14 protein-coding genes are annotated in these 15,358 nt (G+C 32.3%); 6 read left to right on the top strand and 8 right to left on the bottom strand.

Going from position 1 to position 15,358, the window contains the following annotated elements; all coding sequences use genetic code 11:
• Positions 1–51: 51 nt before the first annotated feature.
• The 5 genes from ACFO5T_RS12605 (at position 52) to ACFO5T_RS12625 (ending at position 6,780) form a co-directional block, all read left to right on the top strand.
• Positions 52–3,027 carry a type I restriction endonuclease subunit R gene (locus ACFO5T_RS12605; protein ID WP_380034938.1) on the top strand — a complete coding sequence of 992 codons (2,976 nt, stop codon included), beginning with the start codon at positions 52–54 and terminating at the stop codon, positions 3,025–3,027.
• An 80-nt stretch (positions 3,028–3,107) separates the two neighbouring features.
• Positions 3,108–3,446, top strand: coding sequence for a DUF3127 domain-containing protein (locus ACFO5T_RS12610; protein ID WP_380034941.1), 339 nt, complete (start codon positions 3,108–3,110; stop codon positions 3,444–3,446).
• 19 nt (positions 3,447–3,465) lie between these two features.
• A complete protein-coding gene (locus ACFO5T_RS12615; protein ID WP_380034943.1) occupies positions 3,466–4,749 on the top strand; it encodes a hypothetical protein in 1,284 nt (427 codons plus the stop codon).
• Positions 4,739–5,683 carry a DNA-processing protein DprA gene (locus ACFO5T_RS12620; RefSeq protein WP_380034946.1) on the top strand — a complete coding sequence of 315 codons (945 nt, stop codon included), beginning with the start codon at positions 4,739–4,741 and terminating at the stop codon, positions 5,681–5,683. Before ACFO5T_RS12615 ends, ACFO5T_RS12620 begins: the two co-directional genes overlap by 11 nt.
• A 98-nt stretch (positions 5,684–5,781) precedes the next feature.
• The gene (locus ACFO5T_RS12625; protein WP_380034949.1) at positions 5,782–6,780 is read left to right on the top strand and encodes a hypothetical protein; all 999 of its coding nucleotides are present in this window, start codon (positions 5,782–5,784) and stop codon (positions 6,778–6,780) included.
• Positions 6,781–6,827: 47 nt separating this feature from the next.
• On the opposite strand, the gene ACFO5T_RS12630 is transcribed toward ACFO5T_RS12625, so the two are convergent.
• The 4 genes from ACFO5T_RS12630 to ACFO5T_RS12645 all read right to left on the bottom strand — a co-directional run bounded on the left by ACFO5T_RS12630 (position 6,828) and on the right by ACFO5T_RS12645 (position 12,053).
• Positions 6,828–7,640 carry a hypothetical protein gene (locus tag ACFO5T_RS12630; protein WP_380034952.1) on the bottom strand — a complete coding sequence of 271 codons (813 nt, stop codon included), beginning with the start codon at positions 7,638–7,640 and terminating at the stop codon, positions 6,828–6,830.
• Positions 7,641–7,645: 5 nt separating this feature from the next.
• A complete protein-coding gene (locus tag ACFO5T_RS12635) occupies positions 7,646–10,954 on the bottom strand; it encodes an AAA domain-containing protein (RefSeq protein WP_380034955.1) in 3,309 nt (1,102 codons plus the stop codon).
• Between the two features lie 323 nt (positions 10,955–11,277).
• On the bottom strand, positions 11,278–11,508 hold the full coding sequence (locus ACFO5T_RS12640) for a hypothetical protein (RefSeq protein WP_380034958.1): 231 nt from the start codon (positions 11,506–11,508) through the stop codon (positions 11,278–11,280).
• Positions 11,509–11,768: 260 nt separating this feature from the next.
• The gene (locus ACFO5T_RS12645) at positions 11,769–12,053 is read right to left on the bottom strand and encodes a hypothetical protein (RefSeq protein WP_380034961.1); all 285 of its coding nucleotides are present in this window, start codon (positions 12,051–12,053) and stop codon (positions 11,769–11,771) included.
• Between the two features lie 73 nt (positions 12,054–12,126).
• Here ACFO5T_RS12645 and ACFO5T_RS12650 point away from each other — a divergent pair, with 73 nt between their 5' ends.
• Entirely contained in the window at positions 12,127–12,861 is a 735-nt protein-coding gene (locus tag ACFO5T_RS12650) for an SOS response-associated peptidase (protein WP_380034964.1), read from the top strand.
• A gap of 204 nt (positions 12,862–13,065) precedes the next feature.
• On the opposite strand, the gene ACFO5T_RS12655 is transcribed toward ACFO5T_RS12650, so the two are convergent.
• The 4 genes from ACFO5T_RS12655 to ACFO5T_RS12670 all read right to left on the bottom strand — a co-directional run bounded on the left by ACFO5T_RS12655 (position 13,066) and on the right by ACFO5T_RS12670 (position 15,260).
• Positions 13,066–13,740 carry a restriction endonuclease gene (locus tag ACFO5T_RS12655; RefSeq protein WP_380034967.1) on the bottom strand — a complete coding sequence of 225 codons (675 nt, stop codon included), beginning with the start codon at positions 13,738–13,740 and terminating at the stop codon, positions 13,066–13,068.
• Positions 13,737–14,234 (bottom strand): hypothetical protein, encoded by a 498-nt coding sequence (locus tag ACFO5T_RS12660; RefSeq protein WP_380034970.1) that lies wholly within the window; start codon positions 14,232–14,234, stop codon positions 13,737–13,739. The genes ACFO5T_RS12655 and ACFO5T_RS12660 overlap by 4 nt, the downstream gene beginning before the upstream one ends.
• A 131-nt stretch (positions 14,235–14,365) precedes the next feature.
• Complete coding sequence (locus ACFO5T_RS12665; protein ID WP_380034972.1) at positions 14,366–14,506, bottom strand: hypothetical protein; 141 nt, start codon at positions 14,504–14,506, stop codon at positions 14,366–14,368.
• 94 nt (positions 14,507–14,600) lie between these two features.
• The gene (locus ACFO5T_RS12670; RefSeq protein WP_380034975.1) at positions 14,601–15,260 is read right to left on the bottom strand and encodes a hypothetical protein; all 660 of its coding nucleotides are present in this window, start codon (positions 15,258–15,260) and stop codon (positions 14,601–14,603) included.
• Between the last annotated feature and the right edge of the window lie 98 nt (positions 15,261–15,358).

Consider the following 15,358-nt stretch of genomic DNA (forward strand, 5'->3'; position numbering starts at 1 on the left):
TTACAATAGTTTACTGCACTACATAAGTAGTTAAGAATAAATAGATAGGCAATGGCAACAGGAACAAAAGAAATCCATTTTGAAGAGCATATAGAGAATTACCTTGTACAGACAGTACAAGAATACCGTAGTGTATCGCCACAGCTATATGATAAAGACTTGTGCGTAATACCATCTGAAATTATCGCATTTGTAAAAGACACCCAACCTAAAAAGTACGAGGAGCTCAAGAAACAGTATGGCACTCAGGTAGATGAGAAAATTGTTGTAAATGTTGCTAAAAACATTACTAAGAATAAGACCCTAGAAGTGTTGAGAAATGGGGTCAAAGATCGTGGTCAACGTCTAGAACTAGCTTACTTTAAACCTGGACATAACAAAACACCAGAGCACGAGGTTGCTTATGCAAAAAACAGGTTGTCTATAGCTAGACAATTAAAATACTCTAATCGCAATAATAATGAGATAGACATTGTTTTATTTATCAATGGCATACCAGTAGTCACTGCAGAGCTTAAAAATGCCCTTACAGGACAGAACCATCACAATGCTATTAAGCAGTTTATGCAGGACCGTGATCCTAAAGGCGAGCCGTTTCTGGAGTTTAAGCGATGTCTAGTGCATTTTGCCGTAGGAACAGAAAAGGTCTTTATGGCTACAGAGTTAAAAGGGAAGTCAACATACTTCTTACCATTCAATACTGGTTTAGAAAACCATTCTGACACTGGCTTTGCAGTAGAATATCTATGGGAAGATGTCTTGCGCAAAGATTCTTTAATGGATCTGGTTCAAAACTTTATAAGTGTTCAAACAGATAAAGAAAAAATATATAACGCAACCACTAGAAAACTAGAAGAGAAGAAGTCAACTAAATTACTATTTCCAAGATTTCACCAGCGTAGAGCTGTGTTACGTATTCTAGAGGCATTAAAAGTAGATGGAACAGGTAAAAATTATCTCGTGCAGCACTCTGCAGGTTCTGGAAAGTCTAATACGATTACTTGGCTAGCTTATAGACTGGCAAACTTTTATCAAAATTATACAGATACTAAGGCCTTATATGACTCGGTAATAGTAGTTACAGATAGACGTGTATTGAATAAGCAAATTCAAAATAACATACGCCAGCTAGATAATACACCAGGAGTAGTGGCATACATAGATGAAAAATCTACCTCACAAGATCTTAAAGATGCTATAGAAGATCAAAAGAGAATCATCATTACTACGATTCAAAAGTTCCCTGTCATAGCTAAAGAGGTAACTAATTATCCAGATAGAAAATACGCCGTTTTAATAGATGAAGCACATAGCTCTCAATCTGGAGAGTCGTCTAGACAAATGCGCAAAGCATTAAGCCTAGAAGATGCTGCCGAAGAAGAATCTCAAATCAAAACAGCAGATGAAATCATAGCAGAAGAAATACGCAAAAAAGGAAAGCAGCCTAATATCTCACAATTTGCATTTACGGCGACTCCTAAACCTAAGACTTTAGAGTTGTTTGGCACAAAAGCAAATGGCAAGATTGAGCCATTTGATGAATACACGATGGAAGAAGCCATAAAAGAAGGTTTTATAAAAGATGTACTCTTAAATTATATGTCTTTTGCTCGTTACTATAAATTAGTGAAACGTACTGAAATAGAGGATAAGGAATACGACAAGAAGAAAACGGTACGTGTTTTAGGTAATTATGTAGATCTACAAGATCACGCCATAGATATTAAATCTCGTATAATGATAGAGCATTTTACGAGTAAAACTCATAAAGAGATTCAAGGCCAAGCACGGGCAATGCTGGTAACCAAGTCACGTCTACACGCAGTACGTTTTAAATTAAAGTTTGATGAGATCCTAAAGGAAATGAATTTACCTTATCGTGCCCTAGTTGCTTTTTCGGGCACTGTCAAAGATCCAGATACTGGTGCTGAGTTTACAGAAAGTGCTATGAATAACTTCAAACACAAAATCAGTATTCCAGAGGCATTAAAATTACCGACCAATAGAATATTAATAGTAGCCAATAAGTTTCAAACAGGATTTGACGAGCCTATGCTGCATACTATGTTTGTAGACAAGAAACTAGGTGGAGCTAGTACTGTACAAACCTTGTCTCGTTTAAATAGAAATAGGAAAGGTAAGGATTCTACTATGGTATTGGATTTTGTTAACGACCCAGACTTAGTTCGTGCAGATTTTCAACACTTCTATGGTAAAAACTATATGGAAGAAGAAAATGAAACCGACCCTAACAGTCTTTATGAAATCTTAGATGTAGTTGATAGTTTCAATGTATTCTATGAGTCTGAAGTAGATGCCTTTGCAGAGATATTCTTTAAGCCTAGTGATCAAATGGAAGCTTTACAGCCTATTCTAGGAGTGATTGCAAAACGATTTGATAATGAGCTAGAAGATGAAGATAAAAATGCTTTTAAAGCTGCAGCGAAATCATACACTAAAATATATCGATTCCTAAGCCAGCTTATTGATTTTACAGATGTAGATTTAGAGAAAAAATATGTATTTCTATCAGCCTTACTTAAAAAACTTCCTTTTGTAAAAAGTGACTTGCCATTAGACGTGGTAAATGATATTCAGTTAGATAGTTATAAAATACAACATAAGTTTACTAAAAGTCTAGCACTAGCATCTGAAGATGGAGAGGATTATGGAATGACGCCAGGAGGTGCTGGTCAAAAACCTGAAGAGGAAGTTGATTTTCTAACCAAAATTATTAAAGTATTGAATGACACCTTTGGTCTAGAATTAACCGAAGAAGATAAAGTAGATTTTAACAGAGTCAAGAAAAACCTTTACAATAATGATGAGTTGATGGCTTATTTTAATAAGCAAAATTCTAAGAATAATATCAAAGATAAATTTGAAGAAGAAGTTGATGGAGAACTATTAAACTTTATCAATACAAAGCTAGACTTCTATAACAAAATGACTGATGATAAGGCAAATATGATGTTTAAGACTTTGTTGTTTAATGAGATATATAACCGTGAGGTTAGGGGCCTATAATTATAAAGTTTTGCGTTCAAATATGTGTGCATTTAGATTGCATATATCTCTTTTAAATTTGTGTAATTCAATTAAAGACTATGGAAATATCAGGAAAAATTAAAAAGATCAATCAAACGCAGACTGTAGGTAGTAATGGCTTTCAAAAACGTGAATTGGTAGTTGTAACAAATGAACAATATCCACAGATGTTATTAATTGAGTTTGTTCAGGATAAATGCGGTCTATTGGATAGATATAAAATTGAAGATGAAGTTACTGTTTCAATAAACCTAAGGGGAAGAGAATGGATAGATCCTAATGGTCAAGCTAAGTACTTTAATACTTTTCAAGGTTGGAAAATAGTTGGTAAAAATGCAATAGATGGTCCACCACCTCCGCCAGAATTTAGATCTAAAGATGATGGACTTCCTTTTTAACCAGTAAAAAATAACTATAGTGATTATATTTTTAGACCTAGACGGTACATTGATTCATACTGCACATTCCTATTTTAAGGAAATGAAAGACGGTATTATAGATACTGACTTAGATTTGATAAAGAGGTACATATTTCCTGGAGCAATAAAGTTTATAAAAGAAGAACAAGCGAGAGGAAATACATTATATATCATTTCAGATAGTCACCCTAGGTATGTCAATGTAATTGCAGAACAGATATTCAACCTTCCTTACTTAAGTTTAGCAGATAAACCTAATGATATAAAAACACTTAATTTTATAGACTCAATACCTGAACTGAAAAATGCATTTCAAAATAAAGACGATTTTATTTTAATAGGTGATAGTTGGTTGGATATTGCATTAGGTCGTTTATTAAATATAAAAACAGTTCTGGCACAATTTTATGATACTACAGAGATTGATGTAAGAGATGGAATAGGTGATGAAAGAAAACAAATAAAACAAGGTCCTACTTATTATGCTTCAAATTTTAAAGAAGTAGCTAATATTATTTCCAATCCTTTGGAAAATTTACCAGCTTTAGAAGCGGTTTTTCAGGGAAAAGCATCCTCTAAGTCTATTAAGTTTAATTTGCAAAAATATGCCAATGGTTTTACTGCTTTCCGCTGTTTAGCTAGACAGGATGATGGTGAATGTGATAAATATGCCCGAGCAGATAAATATTTAAAAATTGACGATCCCGAAAGGTCATTAGATTTTTTAGAAAAGCTGGCACTTTCCGTATCAAATTTTTTAAAAAGTGTAGAAAGTCAAAGTGAATATAGGTGGGATTATCTATCTTATGTTTCAGATAAAATAACAACTTCTCCTCCAAATAAAATGAAAGAAATTTTTGATTTGGTAGAGAGCAGTGTCCCAAAAATTAAACTTTTTGAATGGGATCAAAATGTTATCGGAAAATTGAGAAATCAACCTAATTATAAGGCTCGAAGAGAATTTATAGCTAGATACCTCTCAACTTTCGACACGATTGATCTAAAGGATAAAAACATTATAGTAATTGACGATCAGTTTACTTCATCTGCAACAGCATATGAAATATCAACTCAATTAAGAAATAAAGGTGCTAAGAATATTTTATTTGTAGCATTATTTTATTTGATTTTACCACTCTCTAATAAAACCTGTCCAAGTTGCGGAATGAAAATGCACATTAAGATTAATCGAAGAAAAGGAAATAAATTTTATTCCTGCCCACTTCCAAAGTATGGAGGAAATGGATGCGGAAGAACTATAAATATACCCAATGAACAATAGTATAAAACACATTCTTGCATTGTCATTGATCAAAGGTGTTGGAGATGCATTTATAAAGAAAAAGCTTAACGAAATTGAATTGTATTCAAACGACATCAATTTACTTGGCAATATGCTTGGTGGTAAGGTTACCATTAATGCTATAACAGATAATTTTCCGAAAGCATTAAGCATTATTGAAGAGTGTACAGAAAATAACATCATCATAATACCTATTACTAGCAGTCAGTATCCTTTTCTATTAAAAGAGATTAAAAACCCACCTGCTGTATTATACTTAAAAGGGAATATAGATAATCTTGAGAGATGTGTTGCTGTAATTGGTTCGAGAAAATCAGATAGTTTAGGTAATACTATAGCTTCAAAAATAGGTGACTACTTTTCAAAAAAATGGTCAATCTGTAATGGTTTAGTCGATGGCATTGATAAAAATACAATATTAAATAATGAATGTGTTTTGTCAAATGTGACAGGTGTTCTTTCTGGTGGTCTCAATTTTGATAAGACGTCTTCTAAGGTGACTAAAGAACTTGCAGCTAAAGTGTTGGAAAATAACGGTTTGCTGGTGTCTGAAAACCCTCCAAATAAGCGCGAAGATCAATTTTCAGGCAGCAAAGCAAGTAGGATTCAAGCAGGTTTATCAAAAGGAATTATTTTAATTCAGAGTAGTACAAAAGGAGGTTCAAAATATACTATAAAGGCATTTTCAGAGACAAGTAGAGTTTTAGGAGTAATCAACTTTAAGAGTAATGAGTCATTCCTTAACGATGAATTATTTTCAGGAAATAGATTGCTTGTATCAAAAGGTAATGAGGGGATTGCTACAATGTGTGAAATAAAAAAAATAAAAAATATTAAAGTAAAAGAAGTCATTTCTCTAATGCGTAAGGAAGATTATATTGTATTTGAAGCTGCTTTAAATAATGATTTTTAAACTCTACAGTATTTATTTAAAAAGGTTTATTATTTTCAGAATTAAGTTTCATTTGTATAGTCGTAAGATTTTTGTATCAAATAAACTAACTACAGCAAATGATTGAAAAAATTATTTACGCCATAAAAAGCTTCGACATAGATTCTCTCAAAGAACTGCTTGATGACAATAAGCCATACCAAGATGTTTCAAAAGCACGCTTTATAGGTAAGCTAGAGAAGAAATTTAATCAAGCTAGGCGTAACGATTGTCATTCCTTTGACGATGTATTCTTTGGAATTTGTGAATCTTGCAACAAGGGTTGTGAGGGGATGACCTTTTTATCAAATACAGGATATTACTTAGATCTTTTTATAGAGACCAAAGATGACATTAATGCCGATGACATTTACGTCTGTAATAAGCTTACCAACTTCACAGAATTAGATAAAACTATGGATTTGGGCTTTAGCTTTTATAAGGATGAACACGTCATTTTTACACCATCCTCAGAATATAGCTTGATAGAGCAACAATTTGAGTTATTCAAGTCCCAGTTAAAAAATACAGAAAGCCCCATTCTATACAATAAGCTTGTAGACTGGTATAGCGATTATAATTATTTGACTACTACTATTAACCGGTTAGGCCCATTCGCTGGCTTTGATTACAAATTATATGGAAAGGCGTCTAGTCTAATATCTCAATTTGATAACATTTTAAAACTAAAGGCTAAAGTAGAGGAAGCTACGGAAGCTCTTATCGATTATCACATTGCAAAAACTGAAAGAGAGCAACTCATCTGGTTTTATGAAAATAAACACAATCAGTACAGTACCTCCCATTTTGATTTAACAAAAGGATTGCCTAAAGATTCAATTGTGACTTATAATTCTAGTACACTTAAGCTTAAAATAGATATTTCGGGTTATGAATATGTGTTGGACTATTTTCAGAAAATTGACACGCTACGCGATAATCTTATGGAAAAGTACAAGCCATTACCCAAGCATTTTGAACAATCAGAAACTGGAAGGGTTGAATATTCCCTAGAAAATCATCTCTTACTTCATAATAAACACCTTGATATTATTGAAAAATATAGAATAAGAAGATAATAGATATGGACTATAGTATTAGCGGAAGGGGCACGGATTATTTTTGATTATATCGAAAATGGGTTTTTCAAACTGTACTGCGTAACTGCCTTGGAAAGCTTTTCTTCTAGTTGATATGTGTCAAACTTCTCTACAGTTTTCTTATACTTTCTTATATCATATCGTTGTGCACCTAAAGCATTCGTATATTCTATTGCCAAAAACAAAATGGAACGTCGGTGAGTTTTTATACTAGTTGACGCTTGATCAAAATATGTTAGGTTTTTAGTTTCTCTATTGAAATAAGTCGCGAGTTCTAATGAGTCTAGATTGTTGGGTTTGTTTTGATGCTTTATTTTGGTGTTTGTTAAGCGACGTGTTTCTTTCAATATATAATTTGCATGAGATACCTTTTTAGTATTACTTTTTTCCTGTTGGTCTATATTAATCTTTGAAGTAAAAAAAGATTTTAATAAATCATTGTAATAGAACTCAAAAGGTACAATTTCTAACTCTCTAATTTTTTTTTTCTTTTTTAAAAACGCTATGCCGTCCTTGGTGAGAGTATAGGAAAGTAAATTATCATTCACCTTCTCGACAATCATTCCATTTTTAATTAAAAAATGGAATTGAACAGTAACGAATGATGTTTCCTTAATACCTAAAAATGCACATATTTCTTGATGTGATTTAATTCCTGCTTCTATGCTTTCAAGTATAATTTTACTAAAGCGATCGATTTCTGTTTCTTTTTCCCCGACTATATTTTTAATACATTTCCAGAAGGGTATTGCTATTTCAAAAACATTAGTAAGTTTATGATCAATATGATGATCCTTATATTGATTTTCTATATGCTGAAACTTGTTGTTTGATTTCATAATTTTTATTCTAGGGCTTCTTGTAAATTATTAAAAATAACTTCTTGCTCCGCAAGGTCTTGAATGATAGTTCTGAGCTTAAATTCTTTGAAAGAGCTACCTGGTTGCAATGAAGCTCTTTTTAAAATATATTCACTGTCACCAACAACAATAAGAAGTTTTTTTGCTCTAGAAAATGCGACATTGATTCTGCGATAGTCTTCTAAAAATCCTATACTGGAGCCGCTCTGGCTACTTTTTACAATGTCATAAATTATAATATCTCTTTCTGCACCTTGAAATTTATCAACCGTATTGATGTCGATAAGAGAACCAACCTCTCCCTTAGATTTGTTGATATTAAAATTGGGGTACTTTTTTACATCGATACTTTGTGACAACAATTCAACTTGCCCACTGTAACTAGCAATTACTCCTATGTTTATAGGATTCTCTAAGTCTTTATTGGATGAATGTTGTTTGTTAAGAGTCTTTAAAATTTTGAGTATGGCATCCTTATTACTAATGTTTGCACGCTTTATCTTATTGTCATTGTCAAATGGTGCTTCACATTTAGAAGTTGTTATCATTATTACAGATGTAGGCGCTTCGACATACTCATTCGTTACTACATCCCTAAATAGGGTAGTAGGTTTTTTAAATTTTAGAATGTGATTTTTGTCACTATCGTAATCTGGTATAATATCGAGACTAGGGTTTTTTAATTTTTTACCGTAAAAGTGAGTTGATATTAGATTACCCAATTGTCTAGGCATACGATATTGTATATCAAGCATTTTAATATGACTTTCTAGATTGGGATTTTGTTCAAATTGAAGTATAAGTTTTTCAAATAGACTTTCTCCATATTCTTTATTCATATCAAGTCCGTTGTCCTCTAATTCAATTTTAATTTTATCTCTTATAGCTTTCTCACTTGTAATAACAGGAGGTAATTGTTTATGATCTCCTATGAGTATAATATTTTCTCCCATATTAATAGGGACTAAATTTTCTGCTGGAGTAGCTTTACTACTCTCATCCATGATTACATAGTCAAACTTGAAATTTATATCTCTGTACTGTCCGCTAGCAATATGTATACAAGTTGCTCCAATAACATTTGTAGATTTCAATAGCGCAGTCTGTAAATCTTCTACTGAAGACCCATTATTAATAATAGATTTATTTTGATTTTTAATTGAACCTGCATTATCAAGAAATGCAAACCACTCCCTCTGAATGGTTTGACTTATCATAATTTTTTTTGAAATATGTTTTTCGAAAATCCTAGAGACTTGTTCAAGAGTATTTGCGTTTTCAAATTCGCCTTTTATGAAGTGATTTTGAATCTTTAAAATGTTTTGAAAATCACTAAATTTATTTTTATTCGATTGTTTTAATATATTGAAGTCTTTGTAAAATTTTAAAATCGCCTTGTCAGTACTTTTTCCTTCTTTATTGTTTTGTGTGTATTCCTCACTTTTTATTTTTGTCTCCTTAATCCAAGTACTTAATTTTGTCTTGAAAGAATGATTTTTAATTGAAGATGAGATTCGATCCTCTGTAGAGGCAAGTCTCATAAACAATATATCCTCAGGCAATCTTTCCAAAACATTATCTACAGCTAGATTAGACTGAGATGTGACTAATATTTTTGCATTACCATTTTTTCGTATAAGTTGTTGTATAATCTCAACTATAACCGTTGTTTTACCAGTTCCCGGAGGTCCTTGAATAAGATATACCGGTTTCTTATGAAGAGCTTCTAAAACAGCTTCTTTTTGAGTCTCATCAGTTTTCAGATAATCATTATAAATTTTATTTTCATAATCTTTGTAGTCAATATCAACATGACCAATTATCGGGGTAGTATGAGGTGAAGCTAGAATAGAAGATAATATGGGATTCACAATATTTCTATTGATAAATTTATCACAAGCTTCTATCTGTTTTTTATATTGACTTGTTTCGATTCTCACATCTTCAAAGAGAGTGCCATTTTCGGAAATCTCCTTAAGGCTTAGGTTGGCATCTTTAATGATTAGAACTTGAGTCTTTTGATTATAATCGTGAATAGTTCCAACTATCGAATCATCAATACTAAGTTTTATTTCATTGCGTTTGAGCTCTTTAATAACCTCCCAGTTTCGGAATTCATTAGTAAGGTGAAATATTGTGTTTGTTTTATTGGTCTTACTTATGTTGCGCTTGTGGTATTTTGCTTTGAAAGCTTTTTCTACAATATATTCACGTTCCATTTTTGGAAGTGCCTGCCATATTTTTAAGCTTTCAGATTTCTGCCTATGTAATACCGCGAGTTGATTAACTTCGCTCCAATGTCTACTAAAAAATTGATAGCTATCTACATAATCTAGAGGTTCGTAACTAAATCCAAATTCTGATAGGAAACCTTTTTTCTTAACTAGTTCATAAGGGTCGCCAACACTATCTGCGAGTACAAAAATGTAATTTTGTTCATTTACAAAAAATCTACCACTATAACTATCCGTTGAAAATTGCCCTGTAATTTGATCTTCTTTAGAAGAAAGTTCTTTATCTAGTTTAATAAAGCAATGATCATTCATCTCTTGAAGTACAGGGTTGAATGATTCTCTTAACTCCTGTTTTACAATAACCTTTATAGCTTTCTTAGACGTAGTTTTGGTTTGAATTTTATTAAGAATTGAAATAGGCTCAGCATAATTGCTAAATCTTTCAATTCGGTTTTTTGACAACGCTTTCGCGAAAGCAGTTAAGAGAATTGGGTTTTTACTTTGAGAAGCTACTTCCTTGAATTGTAAAAAGACTGAAAATAAGTCAGATTGAAATTTAGGTCTAATACCATCAACTACTTCAGGAGCCAAATATTCGGTTTTAAGAATATTGAATAGTTCAAAAATCTCACGTGTTCCTATATACTTGAGTACAGCAGATGTTTTGCTTATACTAATTGTATCAGGAGCGATGTAAAAGCCATAACGGTTTATCTTTTTAAGTTCGCTGAGGCCAATTAATAATTGTTTGAGATGGATGAATTCTTTCTTAATACTTATCTCTGTAGACTGTATATAATTATACACAATAAAGAAAACATTTTGTTCCTTGTCAAAGTTACTCTCAATGATTTTCTGAATTCCCGGTATTTCCTTTTTAACGAGTCCTTGAATTTCAGATTTGAAAATTCGATCTATTTGAGTCTTTTTTTGTGGATCATTTTTAATAGTTAATATTTCATAACTTTCTCCATAATTACTCTCTGCTAGCCATACATTGACACTAATATTAAATTCTTTGAGATGTTGAATAATTTGAAATTCTCCTATGGTATTCAATGATTTGTTTTTTGATGATAAATGATTTGCTTCGAACAATGATGAGTACTACTTCATTATTAATCCAACCTTATAATGGAACACTAATATAGTATTTTCGCTCTGTAGGAAATTACGGAAAACCGTAAAATTCTAGAAAAATATAATTCTATTAATCTAGGTTTCTAGAGTTATAGCATTCTAGATTAATAAAGTTTTGAATCTTCTCGTTATTTTTTAAAGTCCGTAGACAGGTAGATGATTTAAAGGCACTCAGTAATGTCAAAATAATAATCCTCCCATATAAAAGTCAATTCACCGTCTACTGTTTTCTCAATATCGATCTATATATGATCAATCCTTCTACCGTTATGGGCAAAAAGTCTTTGCCCTACAAATTCCCACTTAAGGCCTTTTTCTTTACCGATGCATTCTAAGATAAAATGTTCCGTTCCTACATAGTCATTTATAGATGTTTTATGAATGATTATAGCCTCTTCAATGCTATTACCATTACCTCCAGAAATTTCAAGGTCTTGATTGTAATTCGCTTTTATAATGTCTTTTAATGTCATTTGATGATTTATGATTTTTATTTAGGTAATGAGGTAGGTGTTAACTTGATTAAATGTCTCTTATAACGCTTTCGCGAAAGCGGGAGCACTCTAAATGTCTAATTGCTATCATAGCGAGCTGTGTCACGAAGCTTATACAAACCTATGTTGCATACTAAAATAGGAATTTTGACCTGTAGGAAATTACGGAAATCCGTAAAAATCTAGAAAAATATAATTCTAGTGATGTAGTTTTCTAGAATTATAGAATGATAAAGGAACTACTTATTCTTCCTCCTTCGTTCTAGCTTTGCTGTGACTTGCCAGCCATACATTGGCACTTCTTCTTGTCTTAAGGCAAAAAGCATACGATCTCTATATTGTCCTATAGACATCAGCCAGCAAGTATTTTTATCTATAAGTAGATATAGTTCAGAAAATCGAGGATACTCAGCTAGAGAATGTCTAAATCGTTCTAGAAACACCTCCTTACCCATAGCACGCAGCATAAAGGTTAAAGCTATTGGGTCACGATTTATAATGGTTATTTTGGGTTGTAAAGGCATAATACCAAAATTAGGAATAATTCCTAATTTTGGTATTGATTTATTGTCTTAACTTTAAATAAATATTTTGACTATGTGTTATAAAACCGCCTTAGATAAAAAAGCAGAGGAGATTACTAAACAAACTGGAAGATCGTTTCATATCCCTGAGGAGTTTGCCTCCTACAAGCATAATGATGCCTTTACTAAGCCTAATCTCTATATTATACCTCAAGATGCACCTGCTAAGATTTATCCAGCTGTGTGGGGCTTGGTTCCAGATTTTATAAACACTGCAGACAGCTCACTAACTCCTAGTGAATATGTAAATAGGTACAAAACTTTTAATGCGAGAGGGGAGGAGTTCTTTGAAAAGCGCTCCTATAAATCTAGTGCAGAAGGCCAAAGATGCCTCATACTAGCAGATGGTTTTTATGAACCACATCATTACAAAGGAAAGTCACAACCCTTCTTCTGTTATTTAGAGAACAGAGCACTATTTGCCTTTGCTGGTCTTTACACAAAGCTAGATCACGAATTATACACCACTACAATCGTTACAGTGGAGGCAAATAAAACTTTTGAACTCGTGCATAACAATAAAAAAAGAATGCCTCTTGTGCTAGATGACAGCTTTCAGGAAGATTGGATTTCTGATCTCAACACAAACCAGGTAAAGGAGATTGTAACATCTGGCTTTACAAACTCCTCATTTCAATATCACCCTGTGACAAACGAAATTTATAAAAATAGAACGATGCAAGGCGACAAGACGCAGGAAAGAGTTGATGCCTTTGATCCTCAATTTAATCAAGGGGGCCTTTTTTAGTAATTATATCAAAGTTCTAGAGTTTGTTTAAACCGTTTTGGGCAGCTAAAATGATGATTAAAGAAATAACCCTCATCACAGTGGGGAATAAGCTCTTAAAACAAGCCTTTGCCATTATATAGTCCGTCAGATTTTACAATGAATATTATATATAAAATTAGCTTCAAGATGCTTTTTTAACTCAGTTCTTTGTTATGGCTTTTTTTATTTCATTTTCAGTCCCGTAGGATTTGTTGTCAATTGAAATAGGCTTGTGTTCGCAAGTATCAAAACAATTCCCGAAGAGGCTCTGTATTGATATTCGTCATTTATATACTTTCTCGTAATTGAGCCATTTTCTAATAAGTGATTAATTGTCTTTTTAAAAATCTCAATTTTAATTTTTTGTTCCTTCCCATTTGAAGTTACTCGCTTGATTCCTGACCAATCAACTGATACTATTTTGTTAGTTTTACCGTCAGCTCGTTTAATTGTCTTTCCTTCAAGTGGTATCACATCCTTTTCCCAAATCGTTTCAAATTCTCGATTAGGTTTTTGAGACTTTGAATTGAAGTTGGTTTTAATTGCAGGAATTTCGAGAATTTCAATTTTTAGTTTTTTTGCGACTTTTAAAGCATTGTCAATGATTCGCCCATTAGTTGCCATAATAGCTTTTGTACAATCAAAATAGTCCTTAGCACCGTGAAGTTCCATAATCATCTGCCTGTTTATAGGTCTTGTTGAATTTCCAAACATTTTGGCTTGAATAGCAATTTTTATTTTTCCTTTAGTCGCAAATACATCAACACCGTAATCATTTGAGTACTGTGATACTTGAGTTTTAAATCCTTTGCTTTCAAAATGTTCAGCAACTATATGTTCATATTCGTCTGGTCTCATCCTGTCAAGTTAGCAAAAGGTCGTTTTCCAAAATCCTTAATATATTTACTTAAAAGTTGTTTTTCAATTTCTCTCGGGTCGTCAGTTGGTGTTGGTTTCCAACAGAAAATTAAACCTGAATGATTTTTGATTTGCCAAATATATCTTCCGCCCCAATGTCCAACATTTTTAGTTTCGCCAAATCTTAAATACTGTCCGAGTCGTGAGTTTAAAGTCGCTATTCCCGTTGGACTTCCTGCTTTTCCAATATAAACAACTTGCGAATTAGGGACTAAATTGAATTTCAATTCACTTACGGCAACATTTGGGTCTTTTCCTTTAAAAAACCCACCAACTCCTTTTGTTAGAAATTCAGTCTTTTCAAAATTTGGGTCAATTACCATATATACACCTTTGATTTTCGGGATATGGCTTTTGTCCAACCATAGTTCCGCCACAGTTTTGAAACCTTTAAATCCGTGCTTTTCAATTTCTTTTCTATTGTTGAAGTTCATTTTTTTCTAATTAGCTACAAAAGGCCACTATAGAAAGCCAGTGCGGCATACTTCGAGAAGCTCCGCATAAGCCTTGCTGGTTTGCTTTACTTTGTGGTCTTGATTTTTTTGGACTAAATATACAATGAATTTTAGAGTTGTGCGCCGTGCGTAGCGGTTTCAAACTTGAGTGTAAGAAGTACGCTTTCGCGAAAGCGTACTAAGTATGAGTGAAGAGAAAAAATAGCAATCATCGCAGTGGCAAATAAGCTCTTAAAACAAGCCTTTGCCATTATAAAATCTGGAAGGCAGTATGATGAACATTATTGACCAGAATTAGCTTAAAGAGTCTAGTTTATTTACTCGGTTATTTGTTATAACAGTATTTTATAAATTGTTTTCTTCTATTTTAACCTTTCCATTTCTTATATCAATTTCTTTAAATATTCTTAAATCACCATCATTGATATTGAAAAGGATTATTGTAAGTTTAGAAATGTCTTTTTGCTCTTTCTTTATTAAGTCGTTGATGGCATTTTGATATTTATTGATGATACTCTCAAGTGTCTTCCTTTTTGATAAATTTTCTCTGTTTATAACATTAATATAGAAATTATGCAATCCATTAATATCAAATAATAATTTCAAAAAATCCTTTTTACAAGTATTAATGTTACCTTGTTTAAATTCAATCAAATGTTTTCTGTGAAATCTTTCTTCTATTTTAGAGTATAAGGTTACATCTATACTTGCTGATTGCCCCTCACCAATTTTTGGTTCTATTTTTTTTCCACCTTGGCTAAATTGATAAATGTTACAGGTTGGAGTCTCTATTGAATAATAAAAGGAATGCTTATTTTCTTTTTTTTCTAACTCCCTTATGAATAAAAATCGAGCTTCTTGTTCGCTAATCCTAGATGCTTTGTTAAGCCTTGCTCTAGGGAATATCAAGTTGCTTTTTTGATTTTTATTTGCAATACTATTCTCGTGAGATATGTTTTTCAATTCAATCAAACTATCTACTATTATTTTTTCTAATGTTTTCAATAAAATGTAAATTTTGATTGTTTAATTTAAAGGATTAAATAAATAGCTTACATCTAGTGAAATGTAAATAGTACGGAAACAAACTAGCGTTTACTATC

The sequence above is a fragment of the Dokdonia genika genome (assembly GCF_042652845.1).
Classification (GTDB): Bacteria; Bacteroidota; Bacteroidia; order Flavobacteriales; family Flavobacteriaceae; genus Dokdonia; species Dokdonia donghaensis.

What these genes read in the sequence shown, in the direction of transcription:
- ACFO5T_RS12660 (WP_380034970.1), bottom strand. Translation starts at nt 14,234, where the DNA reads ATGAACTTCAACAATAGAAAAGAAATTGAAAAGCACGGATTTAAAGGT.
- ACFO5T_RS12605 (WP_380034938.1), top strand. Translation starts at nt 52, where the DNA reads ATGGCAACAGGAACAAAAGAAATCCATTTTGAAGAGCATATAGAGAAT.
- ACFO5T_RS12620 (WP_380034946.1), top strand. Translation starts at nt 4,739, where the DNA reads ATGAACAATAGTATAAAACACATTCTTGCATTGTCATTGATCAAAGGT.
- ACFO5T_RS12630 (WP_380034952.1), bottom strand. Translation starts at nt 7,640, where the DNA reads ATGAAATCAAACAACAAGTTTCAGCATATAGAAAATCAATATAAGGAT.
- ACFO5T_RS12610 (WP_380034941.1), top strand. Translation starts at nt 3,108, where the DNA reads ATGGAAATATCAGGAAAAATTAAAAAGATCAATCAAACGCAGACTGTA.
- ACFO5T_RS12640 (WP_380034958.1), bottom strand. Translation starts at nt 11,508, where the DNA reads ATGACATTAAAAGACATTATAAAAGCGAATTACAATCAAGACCTTGAA.
- ACFO5T_RS12655 (WP_380034967.1), bottom strand. Translation starts at nt 13,740, where the DNA reads ATGAGACCAGACGAATATGAACATATAGTTGCTGAACATTTTGAAAGC.
- ACFO5T_RS12665 (WP_380034972.1), bottom strand. Translation starts at nt 14,506, where the DNA reads ATGGCAAAGGCTTGTTTTAAGAGCTTATTTGCCACTGCGATGATTGCT.
- ACFO5T_RS12645 (WP_380034961.1), bottom strand. Translation starts at nt 12,053, where the DNA reads ATGCCTTTACAACCCAAAATAACCATTATAAATCGTGACCCAATAGCT.
- ACFO5T_RS12650 (WP_380034964.1), top strand. Translation starts at nt 12,127, where the DNA reads ATGTGTTATAAAACCGCCTTAGATAAAAAAGCAGAGGAGATTACTAAA.
- ACFO5T_RS12625 (WP_380034949.1), top strand. Translation starts at nt 5,782, where the DNA reads ATGATTGAAAAAATTATTTACGCCATAAAAAGCTTCGACATAGATTCT.